Below are 21728 nucleotides of genomic sequence, written 5' to 3'. Positions count from 1 at the left end.
CGAGCAGTCAGGTATGCCGGTCGGCCCTTTCCGGGGGCAACGGCGGCCGGGTGCCGGGCCGCTCAGCGGGCGAAGCGCCGGACCAGCCGGCGAGCGAGGCGCCGTCCCGGGTACGACGCGGGCAGGCGGAACAGGACCAGTGCCCTGATCTGTTCGCGAGCCAGCGACCCGATGCCGTGGGTCCAGGAGTCGGTCACCCCGGGGGCGGCCTGGTTGTCGCTCTCCACCCAGTAGCGGCTCGGATCGGCCGGGTCGCGCATCGTCACGCGCTTGATGGCGAGGGGCCGGCGGACCCCGTCGGAGTCGTCGGGCAGGCGCACGATGGCAAGGCGCCCCACCCGCGGCGGCGCCCCACGCAGGACGACGAGCCGGTCTCCGGTGTGCAGGGTCGGCTCCATGGAACGACCTCGAACCCGGACCACACCGATCACCGTCACGTAGCCTCCGCCTCGTCGTGCCTTGGGGCCATCATGCCGACCAGGCAGCGGTCGCGCATCCGGGCGCCACATGCCGGTCCAAGGGCCCGGTCCGAGGTGACGAACAGGGCCCGGTCCGAGGCCCGAGCCCGCATCAGGGCTCCTGTCCCGGCTCGGCCTGACCGTGCTCGTGCTCCTGTTCCTCCTGGCGCATCCGGCTCAGGAAGGACTTCGTGCGCGCGTGCTGGGGGTTGGAGATGACCTCGCTCGGCGGACCCTCCTCGACGACGACACCTCCGTCCATGAAGACGACCCGGTCGGCCACCTCGCGGGCGAAGCTCATCTCGTGGGTCACCACGATCATCGTCATGCCGTCCTTGGCGAGCTGGCGCATCACCTTGAGGACCTCACCGACGAGCTCGGGGTCGAGGGCCGATGTGGGCTCGTCGAACAGCATGAGCTTGGGCTGCATGGCAAGGGCACGCGCGATGGCGATCCGCTGCTGCTGACCCCCGGACAGCTGCGCGGGGTAGGCGCTGGGCTTGTCCTTGAGGCCGACCTGATCGAGGAGGGCCAGGGCGCGCTTGCGCACCTCCGACTTCTTCTCGCCCTTGACCTGGATCGGGGCTTCCATGATGTTCTCGAGGGCGGTCTTGTGCGGGAAGAGGTTGAACCGCTGGAACACCATGCCGATCTCGCGACGCTGGGCGGCGATCTGCTTGTCGGTCAGATGGTGCAACGTGCCGCCGCGGTCGGCATACCCCATGAGGTCGCCGTCGACCCAGATGCGGCCGCCGTCGATCGACTCGAGCTGGTTGATGCACCGCAGGAACGTGGTCTTGCCCGAGCCGGAGGGGCCGAGCAGGCAGACCACCTCACCCGGGTGGACGTCCATGTCGATGCCCTTGAGCACCTGGTTGCCGTGGAACGCCTTGGTGACGTTGACGGCGTGGACCAGAGGGGCGCCCCTGTCCGCCGCGGGGGAGCGGGTGTCGTTGGTCGTGTCGGTGCTCATCAGTGGCCTGCCGTGATCGTGGCGAGCTTGCGCCTGGTCGCCTTGGACGGAGCGCCGAAGCCGCGGCCGTAGTAGCGCTCGAGGTAGTACTGGCCGACCATGAGGATCGAGCACACGATGAGGTACCAGAGGGTGGCGGCCATGAAGCCGGGCACGATCTGGAAGCTGCGCTGGCCGAAGCCGTAGGCCTGGAAGTACAGCTCGGTGATGATCGACGCCGCGATGAACAGCGAGGTGTCCTTCACCATGGCGATCGTCTCGTTGCCGGTGGGGGGCACGATCACGCGCATCGCCTGGGGGAGCACGATCCGGCGCATCGTCTTGCCGGGCGGCATGCCCAGGGCGTGCGCCGCCTCGATCTGTCCCTTGTCGACCGACAGGATGCCGGCGCGGGCGATCTCGGCCATGTAGGCGCCCTCGGACAGTCCGAGACCGAGGATGCCGATCCAGATCGAGGACGAGATGTCGTTCCAGCTGAAGCTGAAGAACGTGAGGTCGTTGGACAGGTGTAGGGCGTGAGCCAGCTGCTGGCCGAAGGGGATCCCGATGTGGATCGGGTTGTACAGCACCGCGATGGCGCCACCCAGGATCGCCAGCAGGACATAGCGCGGCATCGCGCGGAAGAACCAGGTGTAGACGAAGGCCACGCCCCGCAGGACTGGGTTGTCCGACAGGCGCATGACCGCCAGCGTGATGCCGATGGTGATGCCGAGCACCATGGCCCCGAAGGTGCCGAAGATGGTGCCCTTCCACAGTCCGTCGATGACCGGACGCTGCTCCATGATCTGGAACGCGAAGGACCAGTTCCAGTTGTCGTTCGTCAGGACCGAGCTCACCATCATCGCGACGAGGACGAGGATGACGGCCACGGCGACCCAGCGCCCGGGGTGCCGGACCGGCCGGGCGTGGATCTTGCCCGGCCGGTCGGTGGTTGCAGCTGGTGTCTCAGACATCAGGGCTGCGGGTTCACGGCGAAGTTGCTGATGGCCCCGCCCTCGGTCTTCCACTTGGTCAGGATGGTCTTGTAGCTGCCATCGGCGTTCATCGCCTTCAGCGCGTCGGCGATGGCCTGGCCGAAGTCGGTCTGGTCCTTGGGCAGGACGAATCCATAGGGAGCCGAGTCGTACTGCTGGCCCAGCAGCTCGAGCTTGCCCTGGGTCGTTGCCACGGCGCTGATGGCCGGGGGCAGGTCGACGAGCATCGCGTCAGCCTTCCCGGTGAGGACGGCGGAGGTCACCTTGGCCTGGTCGGCGTCGACGATCGCCTTGATGGCCGGCTTGCCCGCGTCGGTGCAGGCCTTGCTGCGCTTGGGCAGGTCCGTGTCCGACTGGACGGTGGCCTTCTGGACCGAGATGTTCAGGCCGCAGGCGTTGTTGGGGTCGACCTTCTTGGGGTTGCCCTTCTGGGTGACCCACTGGGTGCCTGCCGTGAAGTAGCTGACCATCGTGGCCTGCTTCTCACGGTCGGCGTTGACGGTGAAGGACGAGACGCCCACGTCGTACTTGCCGCTCTTGACGCCCAGGATGATCTGGTCGAAGCCGGTCGGGACCCATTCGGTCTTGATGCCGAACTTGGCCATGACCGCGTCGAACAGGTCGACGTCCATGCCGATGACCGTCTTGCCGTCGGTGTCGAGGTACTCGTTGGGCTGGTACGTCGCGTCCGTGCCGATCACGATCTTGCCCGCGCTCTTGACCTTGGCGGGGAGCTTTGCCACCAGGGCCTGGTCGACCGCTGCCGTGGTCGAGGAGCTGCTGCTCGAGGTGCTGGTGTTGGTGGACAGCGAGTTCGATCCGCAGGCGGACAGAGCCAGTCCTGCCGTGGCCAGCCCCGCGATCAGGGCAGTGGCGGGGCGCAAGCGATGGGTCATGCGGTGAGGTTCCTTCCTCGTATGCCGTGTGGCTGGCAGGGGAGCCGCGCCACGTGTGGGACTGATCGGCATACTGCCACTCCTCGGGGCGACGCGGGTCACACTCACGTCACGACGGTGGTTTCGCGCGGTTCGGTGTGCCACGATGAACCTGCGGGTAACCCCCGCGCAGTGCGTTTGAGAGGCCACACCCGGCTGTCGTTCGACCGCGGATCGATCCGTGCGCGGTGTGCCCCACGCAAGTCTTCCTCCCCTTTGAGGTGAATCGTCCATGTCTGCGTTCCCGTCGTATCCGTTGTTCGACCCGTCCGACCCGGTCTTCCGGGCGCACGAGGGCGGCAAGCTGGGGGTACACGCCACGCAGCCGCTGCGGGACCGGGTCGACCTCGCGCTGCTCTACACCCCGGGCGTGGCGGCCGTGTCCCGCGCGATCGCGCTCGACCCCTCGCTGGCCGCCCGCTACACCGCTCGGGCCAACACGGTCGCGGTCATCACCGACGGCACCGCCGTGCTCGGGCTGGGCGACATCGGCCCGCTCGCCGCGATGCCCGTGATGGAGGGCAAGGCGGTGCTGTTCAAGCACTTCGGTGGGGTCGACGCCGTGCCGGTGTGCATGGAGACAGGCACCGTCGACGAGCTGGTCGAGGCGATCGTGCGGATCGCCCCGACGTACGGTGGCATCAACCTGGAGGACATCTCGGCGCCGCGGTGCTTCGAGATCGAGCGCCAGCTGCAGGAGCGGCTCGACATCCCCGTCTTCCACGACGACCAGCACGGGACCGCCATCGTCGTGCTGGCCGGACTGATCAACGCTGCACGTGTCGTCGGGCGATCGCTGGAATCTTTGCGGGTGGTCGTCTCCGGTGCGGGGGCGGCCGGCGTGGCGGTCACCAAGCTGCTGGCCCGTGCCGGGGTGGCCGACATCGTCGTGTGTGACTCGCGCGGGATCATCGCGCCGACGCGCGAGGACCTCGCCGACCACAAGCGTCGTCTCGCCGCCACGACGAACCCCCGGGGTCTGTCCGGGTCGCTCGGGGACGCGCTGGTGGGCGCCGACGTCTTCGTCGGGGTGTCCGGCGGTCAGGTGCCCGAGGCGCAGGTGGCGCGGATGGCGCCGTCGTCGATCATCTTCGCGCTCGCCAACCCCGATCCGGAGGTCCACCCCGTCGTCGCGTCGAGGTATGCCGCGGTGGTCGCCACCGGGCGCTCGGACTTCCCGAACCAGATCAACAACGTGCTGGCCTTCCCGGGGATCTTCCGGGGGGCGCTGGACTCAGGTGCCCCGCACATCACCGAGGCCATGAAGCTGGCGGCGGCCAGGGCCATCGCCGGCCTGGTGCCCGAGCCCACAGCGGACGAGATCGTGCCCAGCGTCTTCGCCGACGGCGTGGCCGACGCCGTGGCGCGGGCGGTTGGAGGTAGCGACCGACCTGCATCTCTGCCAGGTCCCTGGGAACAACCCATGAGGGAACCTGCCCCTTAGGACGGGCACACATGGAGAGTGGGTTACGTTCGGCGCATGAGTACGAGTTTTGCGCGCGCGTTGCGCGGTGTCGCGTCCGTCTGGAGCGAGTTGCTGTCGCGGAGCCGGCGCCTCGCCATCAAGCTGCGATACCCAAATGTGGACTTTGAAGGTCGAGTCTTCATCAGCGCCGGTGTGACTGTGCAAGCCGGGCCTGATGCGCATGCGACCATCCGAAATTGCCACATCGGGCGTGGCACCATGGTCACCGCGGGGGCTGGCGCGACGCTCATTCTTGATGCCGACTACGTTGGTCCGAACTCGGTGGTGGTGGCGAGGGAGCGCGTGACCATCGGTGCAGGAACCAAGCTTGCGGAGATGGTCGTGGTCCGCGACGCCAATCACGACCATTCGGTGCCGCTCAGTGCGATGACCTTCACCAGCAGTCCCATCGAGATCGGGCGGGATGTCTGGCTGGGCGCCGGCAGTGTGGTGCTATCCGGCGCCTCGATCGGGGACGGGGCGACGGTGGCCGCTGGCGCCGTAGTCACGCGCAGCGTCGCAGCTGGGGCCACGGTGGGCGGGGTGCCAGCACAGCAGCTGAGAAGGCGATAGTCCATCGGGGGATGCGGCGCGACCTCAGGAGGGCGCGGAAAGCGCCTCCCGATAGCCGTAAACGTAGTTCCGCATCCAGGGCTGTGGATGATCCGGGCGGGTGACCACCCGGAAACCCGCGTCCTTGAGGAGGCTTCGGGTTGCGTCGAAAGTGGGCGGAATCCCTGGGTCGTCGCCCATTGCAAAGTCGTGGCACGAGATCATCACGCGTCGCACCTGATCCAGCGTAGTAAGCGAGCCACGGAGGACGTCTAGCTCCGCCCCCTCAATATTCATCTTCAAAAGGTCGATCTGATGGAGGCCCTGCTGTCGAACGATATCCATGAGGGTGCCCCCCGCGACCGACACTCCACCTTCCCCCGCGTCAATCCGGTTTGCGAGGCCAGACACACCCCGGCCAGTAGTGAGGTGGACTGGGTCGCCAGAACCTGACAGGGCAACCTGCACGAGCCTCACGTTCTCGCATCGGTTGAGGGAGATGGTTTCTTGCAGACAGACCGCCGTCGTCGGGTGCGCTTCGACAGCGATGACCGTTCCGGTGTTGCCGACGGATCGGCTCAGGAAAACGGTTTCGGTGCCCGTGCCGGCGCCGACCTCAACGACCACATCGCCATCCCGGACCAGCTCGCCGGGCGCGAGCATGTCGGCGCAGGCGAGCCTCGATGCCTTCCAGCCGGGTCCGCGTAGGCCGGGGGTGACCAGATAGCCCTGAGACGGAAACCAGCGCACCCACACGCCATCGCGAGGCCTCGCAAACTCGATCTCGCGGTTGCGCATGAGGCTATAAACTGAGCGACCGATGGATCGATATAAGTCTCTCGCCGAGATCATCTGAGCTCCTTCTCCTACATGTGTCGATTGGGGCTTGTCAGCCGATCTGCTCGTGCTGATCCTCACTGGATGGCTGGCGACGAAGAAGGATGAGCGTGGTCGCCGATGTGAGCGCGTACGCCACGAGGGATGCTAATGCGGCGCCCATCTGGCCAAAGGGCGGAATGAGCAGGAAACATGCAGCAGTCGTTGCGGCCAGTGCGACGAGGCCAAGGTAACCAACCTCCCGCATCCGATTGGTTGCTTGCAGCGTTCGGACCCCCATCGTAAAGGGGACCAGGACCAGTTCTGCGACGAGGAGGACGGCAAGGACAGCCACCGAGTCGTCGTACGCAGCTGGCAGGAAGTGGAGGCTGATCAACAGTGTCACGAAAGTGGCCGTCGAGCCGGCAACGGCCATGGCAAAGGCATAGGCCAGGTAGCGACGCGTCGCGGCGCGCCCTGCCCGGTTTGCCGTTGCGTAGTGGGCCACCTGCGCCAGGGCCATGGGGACCAGGCGAATTAGCTCGGCGAAACTGGCAGCCAAGGAGTAGACCGCAACCGCAGAAGCGGACAGATAGCCATTAACGACAAGGCGATCAAGCCTGAAGGCAACCATCATCGCAAGAGTCATGAACGCGATGGGGAGCCCCCCAACCAACAACTCGCAGATTTCGGCCCGGGACAGAAGCGCTGGCGATCGAAAATGGGTTGTCAGCGGGGGAAGGCAGAGAACTGCCGCGAGGATGCCTGTTGCAAGAAATTGCAGCACGACGAAACCGAAGTACGTGAGCCCGACCCCCAAGCACGCGCATGATGCCAAGGCCACCGCTGGGGATACGAGCGAGGCGCGCGCCGCGCGGTGAAAATGACCTCGGGAGAACTCGTATTCGGTTAGCTGCCACAGGAAGAAGAAGGAAGTGCCCGCAACACCGGCGGGGATGGTCAGATGTGCTGTGGAGTGCGGCAGGAGAGCCCAGATTGTAGCGGTCGCCAGACCTGCGATTAGACCTAACGGAAGGGACAGCGTCCAGAACGCCGCAAGCTGCCGCTCATGATGTGCCTGGTCGCGTCGTATCCCGCGGATGACTGCCCCAGTGCCCAGCCCCAGTACCGGCCCAAGGCCGCTCGCCAGAGTGATCAGCACGACGTACTCGCCCCGGTGTGCGGGAGGCAGGGCAAAAGTCGTGACGAGGGCCACCGCGGCATTGATTGCGGCTGCGCCTATCGATCCTGCGGAGGAGTAGGCAAACCGCTTGCGGGCCTCGAACCTAAGACTGGCGCTCATACTCCCACGTTTTCTTCGCTGGAGCGCTCCGGGTCGCCATGTCGGTTTTCATGACAATCCAAACGCCAAGAAGGCCGAGAAGCATCTGCACAGGAACCGGTGCGAAGCTGTTCCTGACGTTGATGAAGAGCGGCAGGGCTATCACCGGAAGTAGTGCGATCTGTTGTTTCTCGAAGCGCGTTGCCAATCCGAGGACGACGCCGATCACGAACATGACGAGGAGTACTCCGGGCATTCCCATCGCATGATTTGCTTCGGCGACGGGGCTCCCACCCACCGCACCCTCCCGAGCCTGCATGACCACATTGAAGATACGCGGATCTGACTCGCCTGGAGGAACAGGCAAACCCAGCAGTCGCTCGAGGAACCGTAGAGGCACGATGTAGAAACTCGAAAAGCCCGCCGGCGGTTCGCCTGAGGCTGACCAGCGCATGGTGGCCACCGTCGGGTATAGCGAAAAGCCAAGTTCTGAAATTGATCCGCTGACAGCGTCCAAGAATGTTTTCGGCACCAACGCGTCGGCCTGAGAGACGCGTGTGGCTCTAACGATCGCGCTCAGGATCAGCGCGCCCACGCCTACGGTTGCAACGAGCCAAAGGGGAGTGCGTCGTCCCAATCGATGACGAGTGGTCAGCCACGTTGCGACCGGAAAGAGGACTGCCCCTCGTAGACCAAGGGGGAATGCCACGAGCGCGAAACTCAAGAATAAGGCCCCACCCATGATACGAGTGCGTGTGTTGCCTAATTGAGACAGGGCTAATCCAAGGCCCAGCGCCCAAGTGCCATATGCGACCATCGGGGTTTGAGCGGACTCAAGGAACTTGAGGTATCCGCCTTGAAGAGCTCGGATTCCTCCGACCGACAGAACGCTGTATCCCCACATCGCAGCTCCCGCGACGCTGATGAGCACACCAAAGACACCCAGGCGCTGCAGTTTGTCGCCCCGCTGCGGTGCGGCCGGTGGGGCCGCTGGAAGGCTCGGCGCAAGCACGAGGCCACAGGTGAAAGCGAGAATCCCCCAACAGGCCAAGATCAGGGCCTGACGCCCTTGGACCGAGTAGATCCACGCCAGGTTCTCCTTTCCGATGGGCCCCAACGCGGCGGCTCCGAGGAAGCCGGTGGTCCACATCAAGCCAAAGTGAAAGAGGCCAAAAATTAATACATATATGGGACCTACGCTCAGGACCATCCTGCTTGACCAGTTAGAAGAGACCGCAAACAACAGGATGAAGATGGACAGAGAGAGTGTTGCCGCTCCCGCCGCCGTGAGCCTGGAGGCGTCAGCAAGAACGAGGGCCACGGCTACTGCGAAGAGCGGAAACCACGTACGCAGATGGCGATTCAGTCCCACAATCCCCTCCAGGCCTTTGCGGAACGTTCCAGCGTGTAATGCGAGGCGCTGACTCCGTGACGCAGCGTCGATGGCGCGAGACCGAGCGACAATACTCTGTTCAGTTCGTCGACCCATTGAGCGGGCGGCGCGTCGATCGGCACCGTGGAGACGCCCGGGAGTTGGTGTTCGAGTTCAACGATGCTGGGGATCCTCGAAGCTACGACTGGTACTCCACATGCGAGGGCCTCAAGTATCACCGTAGGCAGACCCTCGCGGTGCGACGGCAGCAGCAGGACGCTCGCGCTGCCCAAGGTTGCCTCGACGTCATCAGTTGGACCGTCTGCGGAGAGATTCTCCGGCAGCGTCGCATCGCCGAGGTCCTCTCGGCCTCCGGGGCCTACCAGGGAAAAGTCAAGGTGCGGCGCCGCTCGCGCTATGTCGAGGATTGCTCGGCGGTTCTTCACGGGATCCGCCCGCCCGATGTGAACCACCCGAGGCTTCTTGCCGAGCCGCCTACCCTGGCGCGGTCCAATGGCCCCTGTAGAGACGCCATTGGGAATGACGATGCCCTTCAGGCCCGCGAACTCGAGGGCGGAGCGGCTCACGCCGACCACGTCTGTGGCTACGACTCCAAGCAACCCCCGCATGGCGGTCCGGTAGGCGCGCCGCGCAATGGACCGGGATCGTCCGTCCCCTTCGCTGTGGAACAGCGCGATACGTCGTCGGACGCCGGCCAGCCTCGCGATCAGGAGCACGATGCCCGAGAACAGCGAGACGTGTGAGACCACGACTTGGGGTTCGTAGGCCCTGAAGTGTCTTGCCAGGCGCAGCGGGAACGTCGCGAAAGGCGAGATGCCCACCAACGACTCCGTCGCCCCGGCCGCATGGAAGGCTGGCGACAGGACGCCTCTTTCCCCACTGAGAACGACAAAGTCGAAGGCCAGTTCTTCGTCGATCATGTGCCTCGCCATTTGCAGCCAAACACGCTCGGCACCCCCGACCTCGAGTTGATGCAGCACGTGGCACACGCGGAGGCTGTCACGGGCCAAAATCTGGTCGAACGTGGACACCCACTCCTTGCGCGCCTGCGCCCACCGCCTCTGTAGATCGCTCACGCGCGCGAGGTTAGATCTCCCTAGAGTGACCATTTCGTCATGATCGGCCTGCAGTCTCCTGATGCAGATGGCGAGCTGACGATGGTCGTCGATCGCGTAAAGACATTCCGCCGGGAGCAGATGTGGGATGTCGCCCACAGGCGTCGAAAGACACGGAAGTCCGGTCGACATCGCCTCGACGAGCACCCGGGGAAGTCCTTCTGTGTGCGAAGCCATGACGAAGAGGTCGGCCCTCCGCATCTCCGCCAGCACTTCAAAGTGCCGTAAGGAGCCCAAGAATGCCACCCGGTGACTCACTCCGAGTTTAGACGCAAGGGCCCGGAGACTTGGCTGACACCTTCCCGCGCCAACCAACGACAGCGTGACATGGTCTGGAAGGTCTGGAAGCGCACGAATGATCGTGTCGTGACCTTTGTATGGCATTTCCTGGGTTCCGACTGCCAACATCTTGAAACCATCCTCCGTTGGTGATCGGGCGATCGCCAACGATTCCGGGATGTTCACGTCGCTGAAGCTTGCGACGTGAGCGTTCTTCGACGCTGGGTACGAGGCCTGAAGGGAATGTTCCGTCACGTAATGGACGCCGACTGCATGTCGTATCACGAGGCGTTGGAATAGAGCTGCCCCTTGGGCGGAGCGGGGTTTGCCCGCAGTGCGCAGCAACTCCGCAGGGTCCCCCACCATCTCGACCACGAAACGGCGCCCGCGGATGATCAGGAACGGGGTGACCAGGTAGCTCACCGTTCCCGGCATCCTGACCACGAAGACGCCAGATACGCCCGCAAGACGCCAAACGCTGAAGAGCACTTTTGCCAACCTCAGGATCAATTGACGGACTCCATGCCAATACGGCAGAGGGTAAAGATGAAGTCCGGTCGAAGTGTTCGGCGTTGCATCTGGACCGAGCCTGGCTACCAGCAGGACGTGGTCGGGTTCCTCTAGGTAGGGGCTCCACGACGAGTCTTCCGCCGATGCCTCGAGGGGAGCAGGATTCCCGGCAGGGGACAAGCCATAACGCGCTTCCGTCACCAGAATTCGGGTCATCTTCCCGCCAATTCCTTCGAGTAAAAGTCGTGCCACCAGTTTGCGACTATGACCCTGTCGTAGGTGTGCGAGACGAGATCGTAAGCGTTCGCAGCCCGAGTTGCTGACTCCTCGGGCCCTTCCAGCGCGAGCCTCAGGGCGCGAGCAAGGGAATCGGCGTCGCCGACCGAGCATAGGCGACCGGTGGAGGAATCAACGATGTCTCGCGTTCCGGTCGCGTCGGCCGCCACGACCGGAACGCGAGCCGCCATGGCCTCAAGGATCGCGGTTGGCAGTCCCTCTCTCTTCGAAGGAAGGCAGAAGATGTCCATCTGGTCATAGAAGGGGCGGACATCTTGCGCGAAACCGGTCACAGTGATGGCGGGATGGCTCGCCATGATCGCGCTGGTCAGAGGTGATAAGGGGTCGGATTGGTCCGGGGCCCCGATGATCAGGAGCTCCAGGTCGGGATGCGTGCGAAGGAGCATGCAGAAGGCATCTACGAGCTCCTCAAGACCTTTGTCCTTGGCGAGGCGACCGACATAACCCACAACCCGCGGCTCGCGGGCCTTGAGCTTCGCCTCCCTCGGGACCTCGACGCCAACAGCTCCTCCAGGAGCGACGGTCGATCGAGACAGCGACTTCATGAATTCACCCGCCGACACTTTCAGAGAAGGACTGGCGAACACGACACGGGTCGAGAGCAAGGCGGTCAGAATCGTCAGTGCGTGAATCAACCAACGCTTCGGACCCTTGAGTGTCTCCTCCCGGAGGCCGTGAACAATGAAGACGCGACGTGGGGACGTCAACACGGTAGCCATCGCGGCACTCAGCGAGGCCGCCGGTGATCCGTAGATGACAAGGTCAGGACGAAGTCGGCGACCAGCGCGCGCGACGCTCCACGTTGAACGGACGAAACCTCGGACACCAAGCCCCCTGCCGATGGGCAGCCCATGAGCCATCACCGACCGCTCGAGGTGGTGCGTGTCGGCCCCCGAGGCGAAGACATGCAACTCCACGCCTGAGGCGACAAGGAGATCGATGTGCATCCCGTAGTGGTGGCGCAACTGCTCGGCGACCGTCGTGACGAGGAAGACCGTTGGTTTCCCGGGGGTGACACTCATCGGAGCCGACACTCCTCGCCCAAGATCCGAATTGCCAATTCGGGTTGGTTGTAAGTGAATGCCGTATCCCGAGCCCACCCAGCGTCCACGACCTGACCGAACCACAGCACATCCAGCTGGCGCGACAATGCGTGTGCGGCACGGGACTTGTGACCGGCAGTATGGAGTCCGAGTACGGCCGCCTTGAGCACGGGTGCCGGAAGGCACGGGCTGGGACCCCCACGGAAGATTGCTACTACCTGTTCACAAGTGAGCCCTGTCTGAGGTTGCGCGATGACGGGCGGAGGTGGCACCGCCGCGTTGGCTGTGTGGAGGACGAACTCCGCGAGCTGACGGGCGGTGCTCATCGTCGACAACCCTGTGGCAGGGGTCGGCATAACGCACCACTTGCTGGTGGCGGCACGAACAAATCGCCTGGTGATCTTTCGCGAAGGGTCGTGAATCGAAAGGGCGCGCACAGAGGTCGTCGTTGCGCCGAACCCTAACGCCAAGGCCCTCTCGCCCACAGCCTTCGAGGCGGAGTAGGGCGAATGCGGTGCGGTTGGTGTTGAGTCCTCGACTCGCCTGCGGTTTCCGGCAACAGCCACGGAAGAGATGTGAACCAAGCGCGCAACTCCCGCGTGGTGTGCGTACAGGGCGAGCACTGCGGGTGTTAGGGCATTCGCGCCCCACAAACCCGGCTCATCCGCAGCGCCAGGATCTGCGATCCCCGCTGCATTGACCAAGACGTCTGTTGGTTTCAGCTCGCCGAGCCACTGGGGGAGTCTGTTAGGCGGGACTGCGGCAGCTGTCTCGAGGACGTCGGCAGGTGCCGTGGAAGGCTGGCACTCCAGGCGCGGAGAACTGCACCGCAATACCTCGTAGCCCTGCTGGCTGGCACATTCTGAGACTGCAGCTCCCACCAGCCCGCTGCCGACGACCACGACGCGCTCAGAGTTCATGCCCCACCGCATCGGACATGGGGCGGCGCACCATCCAATGGGGTGCAGAAAGGTACAAGCCAATCGCAGCGAGAGAGGCGAGGGCGGCGGCCCAGCCCGGCGCCAAGTACCATGCGACCGTGACTACAGCGGCAACGGTCGCGGCGAAACCAGACACCAAGAGGTGCGGGATCCAACAGGGGCTCGAGGTAAGGCGCTGATAGACGTGGGACCTGTGTGCTTCAAGCAGGGGCTCTCGTCGTCGAGCCCGCACGATGATGGTCGTGCCTGAGTCCGCCACGTAGATCGCGAGGGGCGCCGCCAACGCTGCTCGGGGAGCTCCCTCGGCCCAGCCGATGAGGATGCCGCCAGCTACTAGTGCGCCGAAGAGATAGCTTCCTACGTCGCCCAGGAAGAGCCGGGCGACGGGCGCGTTCCAGGGCAAGAAACCCAAGGCAGCTCCCATCGTGACAGCGCCGATGACTCCCAGGCGCGGCAGATCATGAAGATGCGCCAGCACGATCGCATTCGCACCCCACAGGGCGACGGTCAGCGCTGAAATGCCGTTGATGCCGTCCATGAAGTTCACAACATTGACGATGCCCGAATACAGAATCAAGCCCAGAAGCGCCCCGACGACACCAGCAACGAGCGCCCCGACAATCATCCCCGTGGCGGCCTGCGCGCCGAGCCTCACAAGGGCTGGGAGATCTCGTCGGTCGTCAGCGAAGCCCACGAGCGCCAAGGCCAGAGCGCCGGCCAACAAACCCCAAGAGCTGGGGACGTTTCGAGTCATGGCCACTCCGGTGGCGAGAGCGATGCCCACCACGCAGGCCCACCCTCCGCCGCGTGGAGTCGGCAGAGTGTGAGACGAGCGGTGATTGGGTATGTCGATCACCCCGTTACGAAGCATGAGGGCACGCACGAGGGGGGCCGAACCTGCTGTCGCCAACAGCGCCACCAGAACCAGGAACACCAATCAATCGCCTCGCGCGTACGTGAGAGCAGCATCAGTCGCCTCGTCGCGCATCCACGCTGCCGCGGATCCATGGTCGCCGTGGGACAACTCGGCAACAGAAGCGGAGTCGATGGCTGGAACCTGGACGCTTGCAACGAGCGAGTGGGATGTGGGTCGACGTGCTTCGTGGTCGGAGAACAACTCCTCTCCGATCTTCTCGCCGGGACGAAGACCGGTGTAGACGATGTCGATGTCTCGACGACCCGACATGCGGATCAAGGTGTGGGCCACCTCAACGATCTTCACCTGCTCGCCCATGTCGAGCACCATGACCTCACCATCCGAGCCGATAGATGCAGCCTCGAGGACCAGCTGGCAGGCCTCCGGGATGAGCATGAAGTAACGCTCGACGTCGGGGTGGGTGACCGTGATCGGGCCTCCGAGCTGGATCTGCGCAGTGAATGCGTGGACGACGGAACCTCGGGACCCCAGCACGTTGCCGAACCGCACCGACACGTACCGACCCGGGAAACGGTGGGAGAAGTCCGCAGTGATTCTTTCGGCAATGCGCTTGCTGTAGCCGAGGACGCACGTGGGGTTGGCGGCTTTGTCCGTCGAGATGTTGACGAAGGTGCCCACCCCGACACCCGACGCCGCGTGCAAGACGTTCATGGTCCCGATCACGTTGGTCTTCCAGGCCTCCAGGGGGTGCGCCTCCAGCAGCGGGAGGTGTTTCAGGGCGGCCGCGTGGAACACGATGTCGGGGCGGGCGCTTTCGAAGGCGTGCCTCATGGTCTCGACATCACGAATGTCGGCCAGCACGATCTCGTCGCTGTCGAGCAGGCCGTTGCCGTGCAGGCTCAGCTGAGTCGACTGGAGCCCGGACTCGTCCCGGTCGAGCATGAACAGCTTCGACGGACCGAAGCGGGCGATCTGCCGACACAGCTCCGACCCGATCGAGCCGCCGGCCCCGGTGACCAGGACCCTCTTGCCTGCGATCTGTTCGGCGATGACCGCCATGTCGAGCTCGACGGGACGGCGGCCCAGCAGGTCTGCGACATCGACGTTGCGTAGGTCGCCAGCTGTCGGTCGGCCGCCGATGATCTCGCGCACGGGGGGAAGGGTCAGGACATCGAGCCCGGCGTCCTCACCCAGCAGCGTCAGCTCGCGGATGGTGCGGGCCTCCGCCTGGGGAAGGGCGATGATGAGGGTGTCGGCCCCATGCTTTTGCGCCACCTTGCCCATGGCGGTCCGCGTGCCGCGGACCTTGACGCCCTCGACGCGGAGGCGTGCCTTTGCCGAGTCGTCGTCGAGCAGGGCGACCGGCGTGTAGCCGCTGCCCAGGTCGCGGATGAGGCTCCGGGTCAGGCGTCGGCCAGCCTCGCCGGCCCCGAAGACGATGGCCCGCTGGTCATCACCGTCGTGGAGGGCGGCCTGGCGCGTGCGGATCGAACGGATGATGAAGCGGGCTGCGAACATGCCGAGCATGGCGAAGGCCGGCGCAGTGAACGGCACGCTTCGAGGCACCGGCCTGAGGTGCAGCGCGAAGACCAGCACGGTCAGCACGAGGGTGGTCAGCAGGACCGTGCGACCCACGTCGTAGATCTAGTCGAACGAGCCGCGGTCGTGGCCGACGGCGTACGGGCCGAAGAAGGCTCCGAAGATCACCTGACCCAACACCGCGGCGACGGAGAACCAGAGGATCGGGGCGGTCAGGACGTTCCCGAGAGCAAGGTCATAACGCAGCCAGACGGCAAGGAAGACAGCAACAACCCAGGCGGCCGAGTCGATGACCGCCCACAGCCACCGGTTGAGCCGGTCGCGACGTCTGGCCTGCGCTGTGTCCACGCACGCCCCCTTCCCCGTTGGCCGCAAACATCGGGGAGTTTACATGCGCGGAGACACCAATCGACGCACATGGACGCGTGGCGGGCCCGAACGGGCTCAAATGAACGATACGGGAGCGATTGCTGTCGGAGATTTTGCGCGGATTCGTCCGGACGTACCGCGGTTCGCCCCTCAGGTGAGACCGGCGTAGAACTCGCTGCACGCGGCATACGTGGGCAGGAGGCCTTGCTCCATGGCCTCGGCGAGCGAGGGTGCCGCGTGGTCCTTGGGGGACAGGAGGGGGTCGGTCATCCCGTCGGGGAGCACGAGCCCCACCTCCGGGTCCAGCGGGTGTATGCCGTGCTCGCGGCTCGGTGTGTACGGCGCCGTCACGAGGTACATCGCCGTCGTGTTGTCCTCGAGGGCGGCGAACGCGTGCCCCATCCCCTCGGGCAGGTACACGGCGCGGCGGTCGACCGTGTCGAGCAGCACCGAGTCCCACTGGCCGAAGGTGGGCGACCCGACCCGGATGTCGACCACGTAGTCGACCAGTGAGCCGGTCAGGGCGGTGATGTACTTCGCCTGCGACGGTGGGACGTCCGCGAAGTGGATGCCGCGGACCGTGCCGCGGGAAGAGACGGAGATGTTGGTCTGGACAACCTCCGGGCGGTGTCCGATGGCCTCGGCGAGCAGGTCGCCGCGGAACGACTCGAGGAAGAGCCCACGGTCGTCGCTCAGCTGCCGTGGGGTGATCTCGAAGGCATCGGCGATCGCGAGCGGGCGGATCTGCATCAGGGGGTCTCCGTTCCTGGGTCGTCCAGCAGGCGCTGAAGGTAGCCGCCGTAGCCGCTCTTGGCGAGCGAAGCGCCCGCGGCGGCGAGCTGGGCGTCGTCGATCCAGCCGTTGCGCCAGGCGATCTCCTCAGGGCAGCCGATCTTGAGTCCTTGGCGGCTCTCGACCACGGAGACGAACTGGGAGGCATCCATGAGGCTCTCGAACGTGCCGGTGTCGAGCCAGGCCGTCCCGCGTTCGAGCACGGTCACGGTGAGGTCGCCTCGTTCGAGATAGGCGTTGTTGACGGCGGTGATCTCGAGCTCGCCCCTGGCACTGGGAGTCAGGCCTCGGGCGATCTGCACGACGTCGTTGTCGTAGAAGTACAGGCCAGGAACGGCGTAGTTCGACTTCGGGACGGCGGGCTTCTCCTCGATCGAGATGGCGCGGCCGGACTCGTCGAACTCGACCACGCCATACGCCGTGGGGTTGGTCACGTGGTAGGCGAAGATCGTGCCGCCCACCACCTCGGTGTTGTGCTTGAGCGCGGTGCCCAGACCTGTCCCGTAGAAGATGTTGTCGCCCAGGACCAGGGCCACCGAGTCGTCACCGATGAAGTCGGCCCCGAGGACGAACGCCTGCGCCAGTCCCTCAGGGCGGGGTTGCCCGGCGTAGGTGATCTCGATGCCCCACTGGCTGCCGTCCCCGAGCAGCCGCCGGAACTGGTCCTGGTCCTCGGGGGTCGTGATGACGAGCACCTCGCTGATCCCGGCCATCATCAAGGTCGAGAGCGGGTAGTAGACCATCGGCTTGTCGTACACCGGCATGAGCTGCTTGCTGATCCCGAGCGTGATGGGGTGCAGTCGCGACCCCGTCCCCCCTGCCAGGATGATCCCCTTCATGTGGAGGAAGGCTACCGACTCGGGGCTCCGATAGCCTCGTGACCATGAGAAATCCGGTGCTGTCGGATCCGAGCCGCCGATGACCCGCTGGCTCGTGACGGGCGCGGGCGGGATGCTCGGCCTCGACATGCAGGTGGCCCTGGCACTGGCTGGCGTCTCGGACGACGACGTGACCGGCCTGACGCGCTCCGACCTGGACGTCACCGACCCCGAGGCGACGCGCGATGCCATCCGCGGCCACGACGTGGTGGTGAACTGCGCGGCATACACCCGCGTGGATGACGCGGAGAGCCATGAAGGCCAAGCCTTTTCGGTCAACGCCCTCGGAGCGGCCAACGTCGCCGACGCGTGCCGCACGGTCGGTGCCCGGCTCGTGCACGTCTCGACCGACTACGTCTTCGCCGGCGAGGCGACGGAGCCGTATGCCGAGGACGCGCCTGTCGCGCCGCTGTCCGCCTACGGGCGCACCAAGGCAGCGGGGGAGTGGGCGGTCCAGGCCCGGTGCCCGCAGGCGTGGATAGTGCGGACCGCGTGGCTCTACGGCGCCGGTGGCCCCAACTTCGTCAAGACCATGGCTCGGCTGGCGGACACTCGCGAGACCGTGGATGTCGTCGACGACCAGACCGGACAGCCGACCTGGACCATGGACGTGGCCGGCGCGATCATGCGGCTGGTCGACGACGCCGCGCCGTTCGGCGTGTGGCACGCAACCAGCCAGGGCGAGACGACCAAGTACGGGCTGGCCCGCGAGATCTTCCGAGGTCTGGGGCTGGACCCCGAGCGGGTGCGCCCGACGACGAGCGACGCGTTCCCGCTCCCGGCGCCCCGACCTTCGTACAGCGTCCTGGGTCACGACGCCTGGCGCATGGCCCGCATCCCGCGGCTGCCCCACTGGCAGGAGAGCCTCGCCACGTCCCTGCACGACGTTGTTGAACGACTCGAAAGCAGCTAGCCAGATCAGGCCCCACTGTCGAGGTGGCGTGACCTCAAAGCGGCTGGCGTGGCACGGAGCCCGCGCTGCCACCGTCGAAGGTGCAGCGCCGCCACCTGGCGACGGGTGAGGTCGCTCGCGAGGTGTGATCCGGCAAGGAATTCCCGTCGAGGCAGCAGGGCCCCCAGTGCGAGCTTGGGCCGCTGAGCCCATGGGGTGCGGCGTAGCTCTGCGAGCCACAGCGCTCCGGAGAGGCCACTGGTCTGCTGCCGGAACTGCCAGGCGGCAAGTCGATCGGAGGCGATTTCGGGAGTTGACTGCGCCGCACCTATGGACACCAGGAACTGGTGTGCTGACTCGGACGAGCCTGTCGCAGCCGCCAGTTCGCCCACCTCTTGCGCGAGCTCCGGATGGGCACCGCCCAGTCGAATCGACAGGTACTTCAAGTCCTCGGTATTGCTGTGATTCTCTGGGTCGCGCAGGGCGTGCAGGGCGACCACGAGCGACTGCCCAGTAAAGTCAGGGGCCGGGACCTTCGTGCCGGCTATCGGGACCAAGATGCGCCGCTGCCACAGCGCTTCGAACACGTCCTGGTCGGCGGCTAGGAACCCCGGGAAGTTGAAGTGGACATCAAGGTCGCACGGCCACTCAGTGTGGATGAAATGAGTGGAGTGGTCGAACGCGAGGTCGGCAGCGCGGGAGATTTGCCTTTGTGTGAACCGCCGCCTCCACCCGATGTCCTCAATTGCGTGACACACCTCCTCGAAGGCGACGGGATCCACGAGTACGTCGACGTCGGTGGAGAGCCTGGCGGGTCGGGCACGGACAGCTACCGCGGTGGGTCCCTTGATGAAGAGGATCCGGGCCCCGACGTCCTCCGCGGTCCGGGCCACGAGGGCGTGCGCGAGCAGCACGGCCTCGGTCATGGTCAGCGTGGACTGGGGCACGTCGCAAGTATGATGCTGCCGCGGATAGGGCCGCTTCGTTTGGGTCACCCCTCGGCCGTTCGTGCCATGTGATTTTCGCTAGGGTCGGCGCATGCTCGCTGCCTATGCCGCCCGCCAGTCCGCCGATGACCCGCTGTCCGGTCTGGAGGTGGGGCAGCGGCCGGATCCGCAGCCGCGCGAGGGGTGGACCACGGTCACGCTCAGGACGGCCGGGCTGAACCACCACGACGTCTGGTCGCTGCGGGGCGTCGGGCTGGCGGCCGACCGCCTCCCCATGATCCTGGGCTGCGACGGAGCGGGGGTCGACGAGGAGGGGAACGAGGTCATCGTCCACGCGGTCGTTCCCAGCGAGGGCTGGCGGGGCGACGAGACCCTCGACCCGCGCCGGACGCTGCTCTCGGAGCTGCACGACGGGACGCTCGCGCAGAAGGTTGCCGTCCCGACGACGAACCTCGTGGCGAAGCCCGCGGACCTGCCGTGGACGCACGCCGCCTGCTTGTCGACGGCCTGGCTCACGGCATACCGGATGTTGTTCACCAATGCCGGGCTGACGCCGGGCGCGACCGTGCTGGTCCAGGGGGCCGGCGGCGGTGTGGCCACGGCCCTGGTGCAGCTCGGGTCGGCGGCGGGTTACCGGATGTGGGTGACCACCCGCGACGAGGAGAAGGGCCGGCTCGCGGTGGGGATCGGTGCGGACCGCGCCTTCGCCAGCGGCGAACGGCTGCCCGACCGGGTCGACGCCGTCATGGAGACCGTCGGCGCCGCGACCTGGTCGCACTCGGTCAACTCCCTCAAGCCGGGCGGGACCATCGTCATCTCCGGCGCCACGTCCGGCGACGCCCCGAGCAAGGCCGAGCTGACCAAGATCTTCTTCAAGCAGCTGCGGGTCGTCGGGTCGACGATGGGCACGCGCACCGAGCTCGAACGGCTCACGCAGTTCGTGGTGCAGCGGAAGATCGAGCCGGTCATCGACACGACGCTGCCCCTGAGCCGGGCGCGCGAGGGCTTCGCCAGGATGGCCGCGGGCGAGGTTTTCGGCAAGGTCGTGTTCACCATAGACGCCGATGAGGGCTCCGGCTGAGACGCGCCTGAAAGCGATTAGGCATCTCGGGCGAGGAGGCGTAGTAAGGGACCATGGAACAGTTCCCCTCGTCGCCTGACGACGTGATCGACTCGAGGTGGACCGGCAACCCCCAGGCAGTGCGACCGGCGCCGCACGTCAGCCGTCGCAGGACGCCGCAGGTCGACCTCGATGCCGAGATGCGGGCGGTCATCAACCCCTGGTTGGCCGGCGACAGCGGCGCAGTCGAGACCTTGGCCGCCCTGCGCGACCTGGCCGACCAGCACCTGTAGGTCCGCTTCACCCCGACGGGCGGCCCTACCGGGCGGCCCGGGCTTCTGTGCTGTCAGCTGGGCGAGATCTGCAGCCAGTCGTACCAGCCGTTGTGCAGCACCAACCAGGCGATGAGACCGTAACCGGCCTGGCCCGGGTGGTGCGCGACGCGGCTCGCTGCCAGGTCGCTCTGCCACTGCTCGTGACCGAGCAGCGGCCGGAAGCAGTCGACGAACGGCACGGTCCGGCGCCCGCACACGTCTGCCTGCGCCTCCACCAGCACGTCGAGCTTGGCGTTGAGCTCCTCGTCCTCGGTCGGCGGCGGGCTCACGACGAACGTGCCGATCCCGGCGCTCGCGGCGTCGTCGAGGATGTTGGCGAGGTTGAGCCGGTGCCGGGCCAGCGTGACGCCACCCATGGCGTCGGCGGTGCCCACCGAGATGACGAGCCGCTTCTCCGCGCGGCCCCGCCACCGGGGCGCGCACTCGGGCTTCCACCGGGCCAGCACATCGCCCGTCGTGTCGCCACGGACGCCGAGGTTGTAGGCGGTGAGCTCGAGGTCGGCGCTGTGCGTGCGGCCGACGACGCGGGACACCCAGCCCTGACCCTTGGGGTCGCCGACGCCGGCCACGAGCGAGGCGCCGACGAAGACCATTCCCACGTCCCGCGGACCGTCGGAGGCGACCTGGAACTCGGCGCTCGGGGTGAAGGTGGGGTCGCTCACGCGTCAGTCCTCGTCGTCGTCGAGCCGGGCCAGCCAGGTGGCCAGCCGCTCGACGGGGGTCTCGAATTCGGGGTTCAGGTCCACGAACGTCCGCAGCTGGTCGGCCAGCCACTCGAAGGAGACCTCTTCTTCCCCTCGGCGAGCGACCAGCTCCTCGATGCCGCGATCCGTGAAGTACACGTCTGCAAGGTTAACGGGGGTAGGCCGCGCGGCTGAGCCAGCCACGCGGCATACCGGACGCTATCGGCTGGGGGCACGCTGAGCCGGCGGCAGCAAAGGTCTGTGCACAGACATCCAGCGTTCCTCCCACCGACCTGCTCATGGGGCAGACACCGCCACCTCTG

23 protein-coding genes are annotated in these 21728 nt (G+C 66.0%); 5 read left to right on the top strand and 18 right to left on the bottom strand.

The window, feature by feature from the left end; translation table 11 throughout:
- Positions 1 to 62 precede the first annotated feature (62 nt).
- The 4 genes from BJ986_RS02815 to BJ986_RS02800 form a co-directional block, all read right to left on the bottom strand.
- A complete protein-coding gene (locus tag BJ986_RS02815; protein WP_179420623.1) occupies positions 63 to 509 on the bottom strand; it encodes a S24/S26 family peptidase in 447 nt (148 codons plus the stop codon).
- Between the two features lie 61 nt (positions 510 to 570).
- Entirely contained in the window at positions 571 to 1431 is an 861-nt protein-coding gene (locus BJ986_RS02810; protein ID WP_179420622.1) for an amino acid ABC transporter ATP-binding protein, read from the bottom strand.
- Positions 1431 to 2384 carry an amino acid ABC transporter permease gene (locus BJ986_RS02805; RefSeq protein WP_179420621.1) on the bottom strand — a complete coding sequence of 318 codons (954 nt, stop codon included), beginning with the start codon at positions 2382 to 2384 and terminating at the stop codon, positions 1431 to 1433. The genes BJ986_RS02810 and BJ986_RS02805 overlap by 1 nt, the downstream gene beginning before the upstream one ends.
- Positions 2384 to 3301, bottom strand: a complete 918-nt coding sequence (locus tag BJ986_RS02800) for an ABC transporter substrate-binding protein (RefSeq protein ID WP_179420620.1) — start codon at positions 3299 to 3301, stop codon at positions 2384 to 2386. Before BJ986_RS02800 ends, BJ986_RS02805 begins: the two co-directional genes overlap by 1 nt.
- Before the next feature lie 271 nt (positions 3302 to 3572).
- Here BJ986_RS02800 and BJ986_RS02795 point away from each other — a divergent pair, with 271 nt between their 5' ends.
- Together BJ986_RS02795 and BJ986_RS16190 are read left to right on the top strand one after the other, a co-directional pair.
- Positions 3573 to 4784, top strand: coding sequence for an NAD(P)-dependent malic enzyme (locus tag BJ986_RS02795; protein WP_179420619.1), 1212 nt, complete (start codon positions 3573 to 3575; stop codon positions 4782 to 4784).
- A 36-nt stretch (positions 4785 to 4820) separates the two neighbouring features.
- Positions 4821 to 5378 (top strand): acyltransferase, encoded by a 558-nt coding sequence (locus tag BJ986_RS16190; protein ID WP_179420618.1) that lies wholly within the window; start codon positions 4821 to 4823, stop codon positions 5376 to 5378.
- A 24-nt stretch (positions 5379 to 5402) separates the two neighbouring features.
- Here BJ986_RS16190 and BJ986_RS02785 read toward each other — a convergent pair whose 3' ends face one another.
- The 11 genes from BJ986_RS02785 to rfbA all read right to left on the bottom strand — a co-directional run bounded on the left by BJ986_RS02785 (position 5403) and on the right by rfbA (position 17449).
- Positions 5403 to 6155 (bottom strand): FkbM family methyltransferase, encoded by a 753-nt coding sequence (locus BJ986_RS02785; RefSeq protein ID WP_179420617.1) that lies wholly within the window; start codon positions 6153 to 6155, stop codon positions 5403 to 5405.
- 91 nt (positions 6156 to 6246) lie between these two features.
- Entirely contained in the window at positions 6247 to 7476 is a 1230-nt protein-coding gene (locus BJ986_RS02780) for a lipopolysaccharide biosynthesis protein (protein WP_179420616.1), read from the bottom strand.
- Positions 7460 to 8776, bottom strand: a complete 1317-nt coding sequence (gene wzy / locus BJ986_RS02775; RefSeq protein ID WP_179420615.1) for an O-antigen polysaccharide polymerase Wzy — start codon at positions 8774 to 8776, stop codon at positions 7460 to 7462. The genes BJ986_RS02780 and wzy overlap by 17 nt, the downstream gene beginning before the upstream one ends.
- Positions 8777 to 8817: 41 nt before the next feature.
- Positions 8818 to 10968 (bottom strand): glycosyltransferase, encoded by a 2151-nt coding sequence (locus BJ986_RS02770; protein ID WP_179420614.1) that lies wholly within the window; start codon positions 10966 to 10968, stop codon positions 8818 to 8820.
- Entirely contained in the window at positions 10965 to 12071 is a 1107-nt protein-coding gene (locus BJ986_RS02765; protein ID WP_179420613.1) for a glycosyltransferase, read from the bottom strand. Before BJ986_RS02765 ends, BJ986_RS02770 begins: the two co-directional genes overlap by 4 nt.
- Positions 12068 to 13012 (bottom strand): NAD-dependent epimerase/dehydratase family protein, encoded by a 945-nt coding sequence (locus BJ986_RS02760; RefSeq protein ID WP_179420612.1) that lies wholly within the window; start codon positions 13010 to 13012, stop codon positions 12068 to 12070. Before BJ986_RS02760 ends, BJ986_RS02765 begins: the two co-directional genes overlap by 4 nt.
- Positions 13002 to 13820: an MraY family glycosyltransferase gene (locus tag BJ986_RS02755; protein WP_179420611.1), complete on the bottom strand. Its 819-nt coding sequence runs from the start codon at positions 13818 to 13820 to the stop codon at positions 13002 to 13004. The genes BJ986_RS02760 and BJ986_RS02755 overlap by 11 nt, the downstream gene beginning before the upstream one ends.
- 150 nt (positions 13821 to 13970) lie before the next feature.
- On the bottom strand, positions 13971 to 15545 hold the full coding sequence (locus tag BJ986_RS02750; protein ID WP_337794711.1) for a nucleoside-diphosphate sugar epimerase/dehydratase: 1575 nt from the start codon (positions 15543 to 15545) through the stop codon (positions 13971 to 13973).
- A gap of 9 nt (positions 15546 to 15554) precedes the next feature.
- Positions 15555 to 15797 carry a hypothetical protein gene (locus tag BJ986_RS16185; RefSeq protein ID WP_238338043.1) on the bottom strand — a complete coding sequence of 81 codons (243 nt, stop codon included), beginning with the start codon at positions 15795 to 15797 and terminating at the stop codon, positions 15555 to 15557.
- A gap of 171 nt (positions 15798 to 15968) precedes the next feature.
- A complete protein-coding gene (locus BJ986_RS02745) occupies positions 15969 to 16568 on the bottom strand; it encodes a dTDP-4-dehydrorhamnose 3,5-epimerase family protein (RefSeq protein ID WP_179420610.1) in 600 nt (199 codons plus the stop codon).
- Positions 16568 to 17449, bottom strand: coding sequence for a glucose-1-phosphate thymidylyltransferase RfbA (gene rfbA / locus BJ986_RS02740; protein ID WP_179420609.1), 882 nt, complete (start codon positions 17447 to 17449; stop codon positions 16568 to 16570). The genes BJ986_RS02745 and rfbA overlap by 1 nt, the downstream gene beginning before the upstream one ends.
- Before the next feature lie 79 nt (positions 17450 to 17528).
- On the opposite strand from rfbA, the gene rfbD reads away from it, so the two are divergent.
- Positions 17529 to 18401 (top strand): dTDP-4-dehydrorhamnose reductase, encoded by an 873-nt coding sequence (rfbD, locus tag BJ986_RS02735; RefSeq protein ID WP_179420608.1) that lies wholly within the window; start codon positions 17529 to 17531, stop codon positions 18399 to 18401.
- A 5-nt stretch (positions 18402 to 18406) separates the two neighbouring features.
- On the opposite strand, the gene BJ986_RS02730 is transcribed toward rfbD, so the two are convergent.
- The gene (locus tag BJ986_RS02730; RefSeq protein ID WP_179420607.1) at positions 18407 to 19327 is read right to left on the bottom strand and encodes a nucleotidyltransferase family protein; all 921 of its coding nucleotides are present in this window, start codon (positions 19325 to 19327) and stop codon (positions 18407 to 18409) included.
- 91 nt (positions 19328 to 19418) lie between these two features.
- Between BJ986_RS02730 and BJ986_RS02725 the strand changes: the two genes are divergently transcribed.
- Positions 19419 to 20408, top strand: a complete 990-nt coding sequence (locus BJ986_RS02725; protein ID WP_179420606.1) for a zinc-binding dehydrogenase — start codon at positions 19419 to 19421, stop codon at positions 20406 to 20408.
- 53 nt (positions 20409 to 20461) lie between these two features.
- Positions 20462 to 20680: a hypothetical protein gene (locus BJ986_RS02720; RefSeq protein ID WP_179420605.1), complete on the top strand. Its 219-nt coding sequence runs from the start codon at positions 20462 to 20464 to the stop codon at positions 20678 to 20680.
- A gap of 53 nt (positions 20681 to 20733) precedes the next feature.
- Here BJ986_RS02720 and BJ986_RS02715 read toward each other — a convergent pair whose 3' ends face one another.
- Together BJ986_RS02715 and BJ986_RS02710 are read right to left on the bottom strand one after the other, a co-directional pair.
- Positions 20734 to 21384 carry a GDSL-type esterase/lipase family protein gene (locus BJ986_RS02715; protein WP_337794710.1) on the bottom strand — a complete coding sequence of 217 codons (651 nt, stop codon included), beginning with the start codon at positions 21382 to 21384 and terminating at the stop codon, positions 20734 to 20736.
- Between the two features lie 3 nt (positions 21385 to 21387).
- Positions 21388 to 21564, bottom strand: coding sequence for a DUF6104 family protein (locus BJ986_RS02710; protein ID WP_179420604.1), 177 nt, complete (start codon positions 21562 to 21564; stop codon positions 21388 to 21390).
- Between the last annotated feature and the right edge of the window lie 164 nt (positions 21565 to 21728).

Origin of the sequence: Pedococcus badiiscoriae, assembly GCF_013408925.1 — a bacterium.
In the GTDB taxonomy this organism is placed as follows: domain Bacteria; phylum Actinomycetota; class Actinomycetes; order Actinomycetales; family Dermatophilaceae; genus Pedococcus; species Pedococcus badiiscoriae.
The sequence above is the reverse complement of the archived record's forward strand: the minus strand, read 5'-3'. Positions and strand labels throughout refer to the sequence as shown.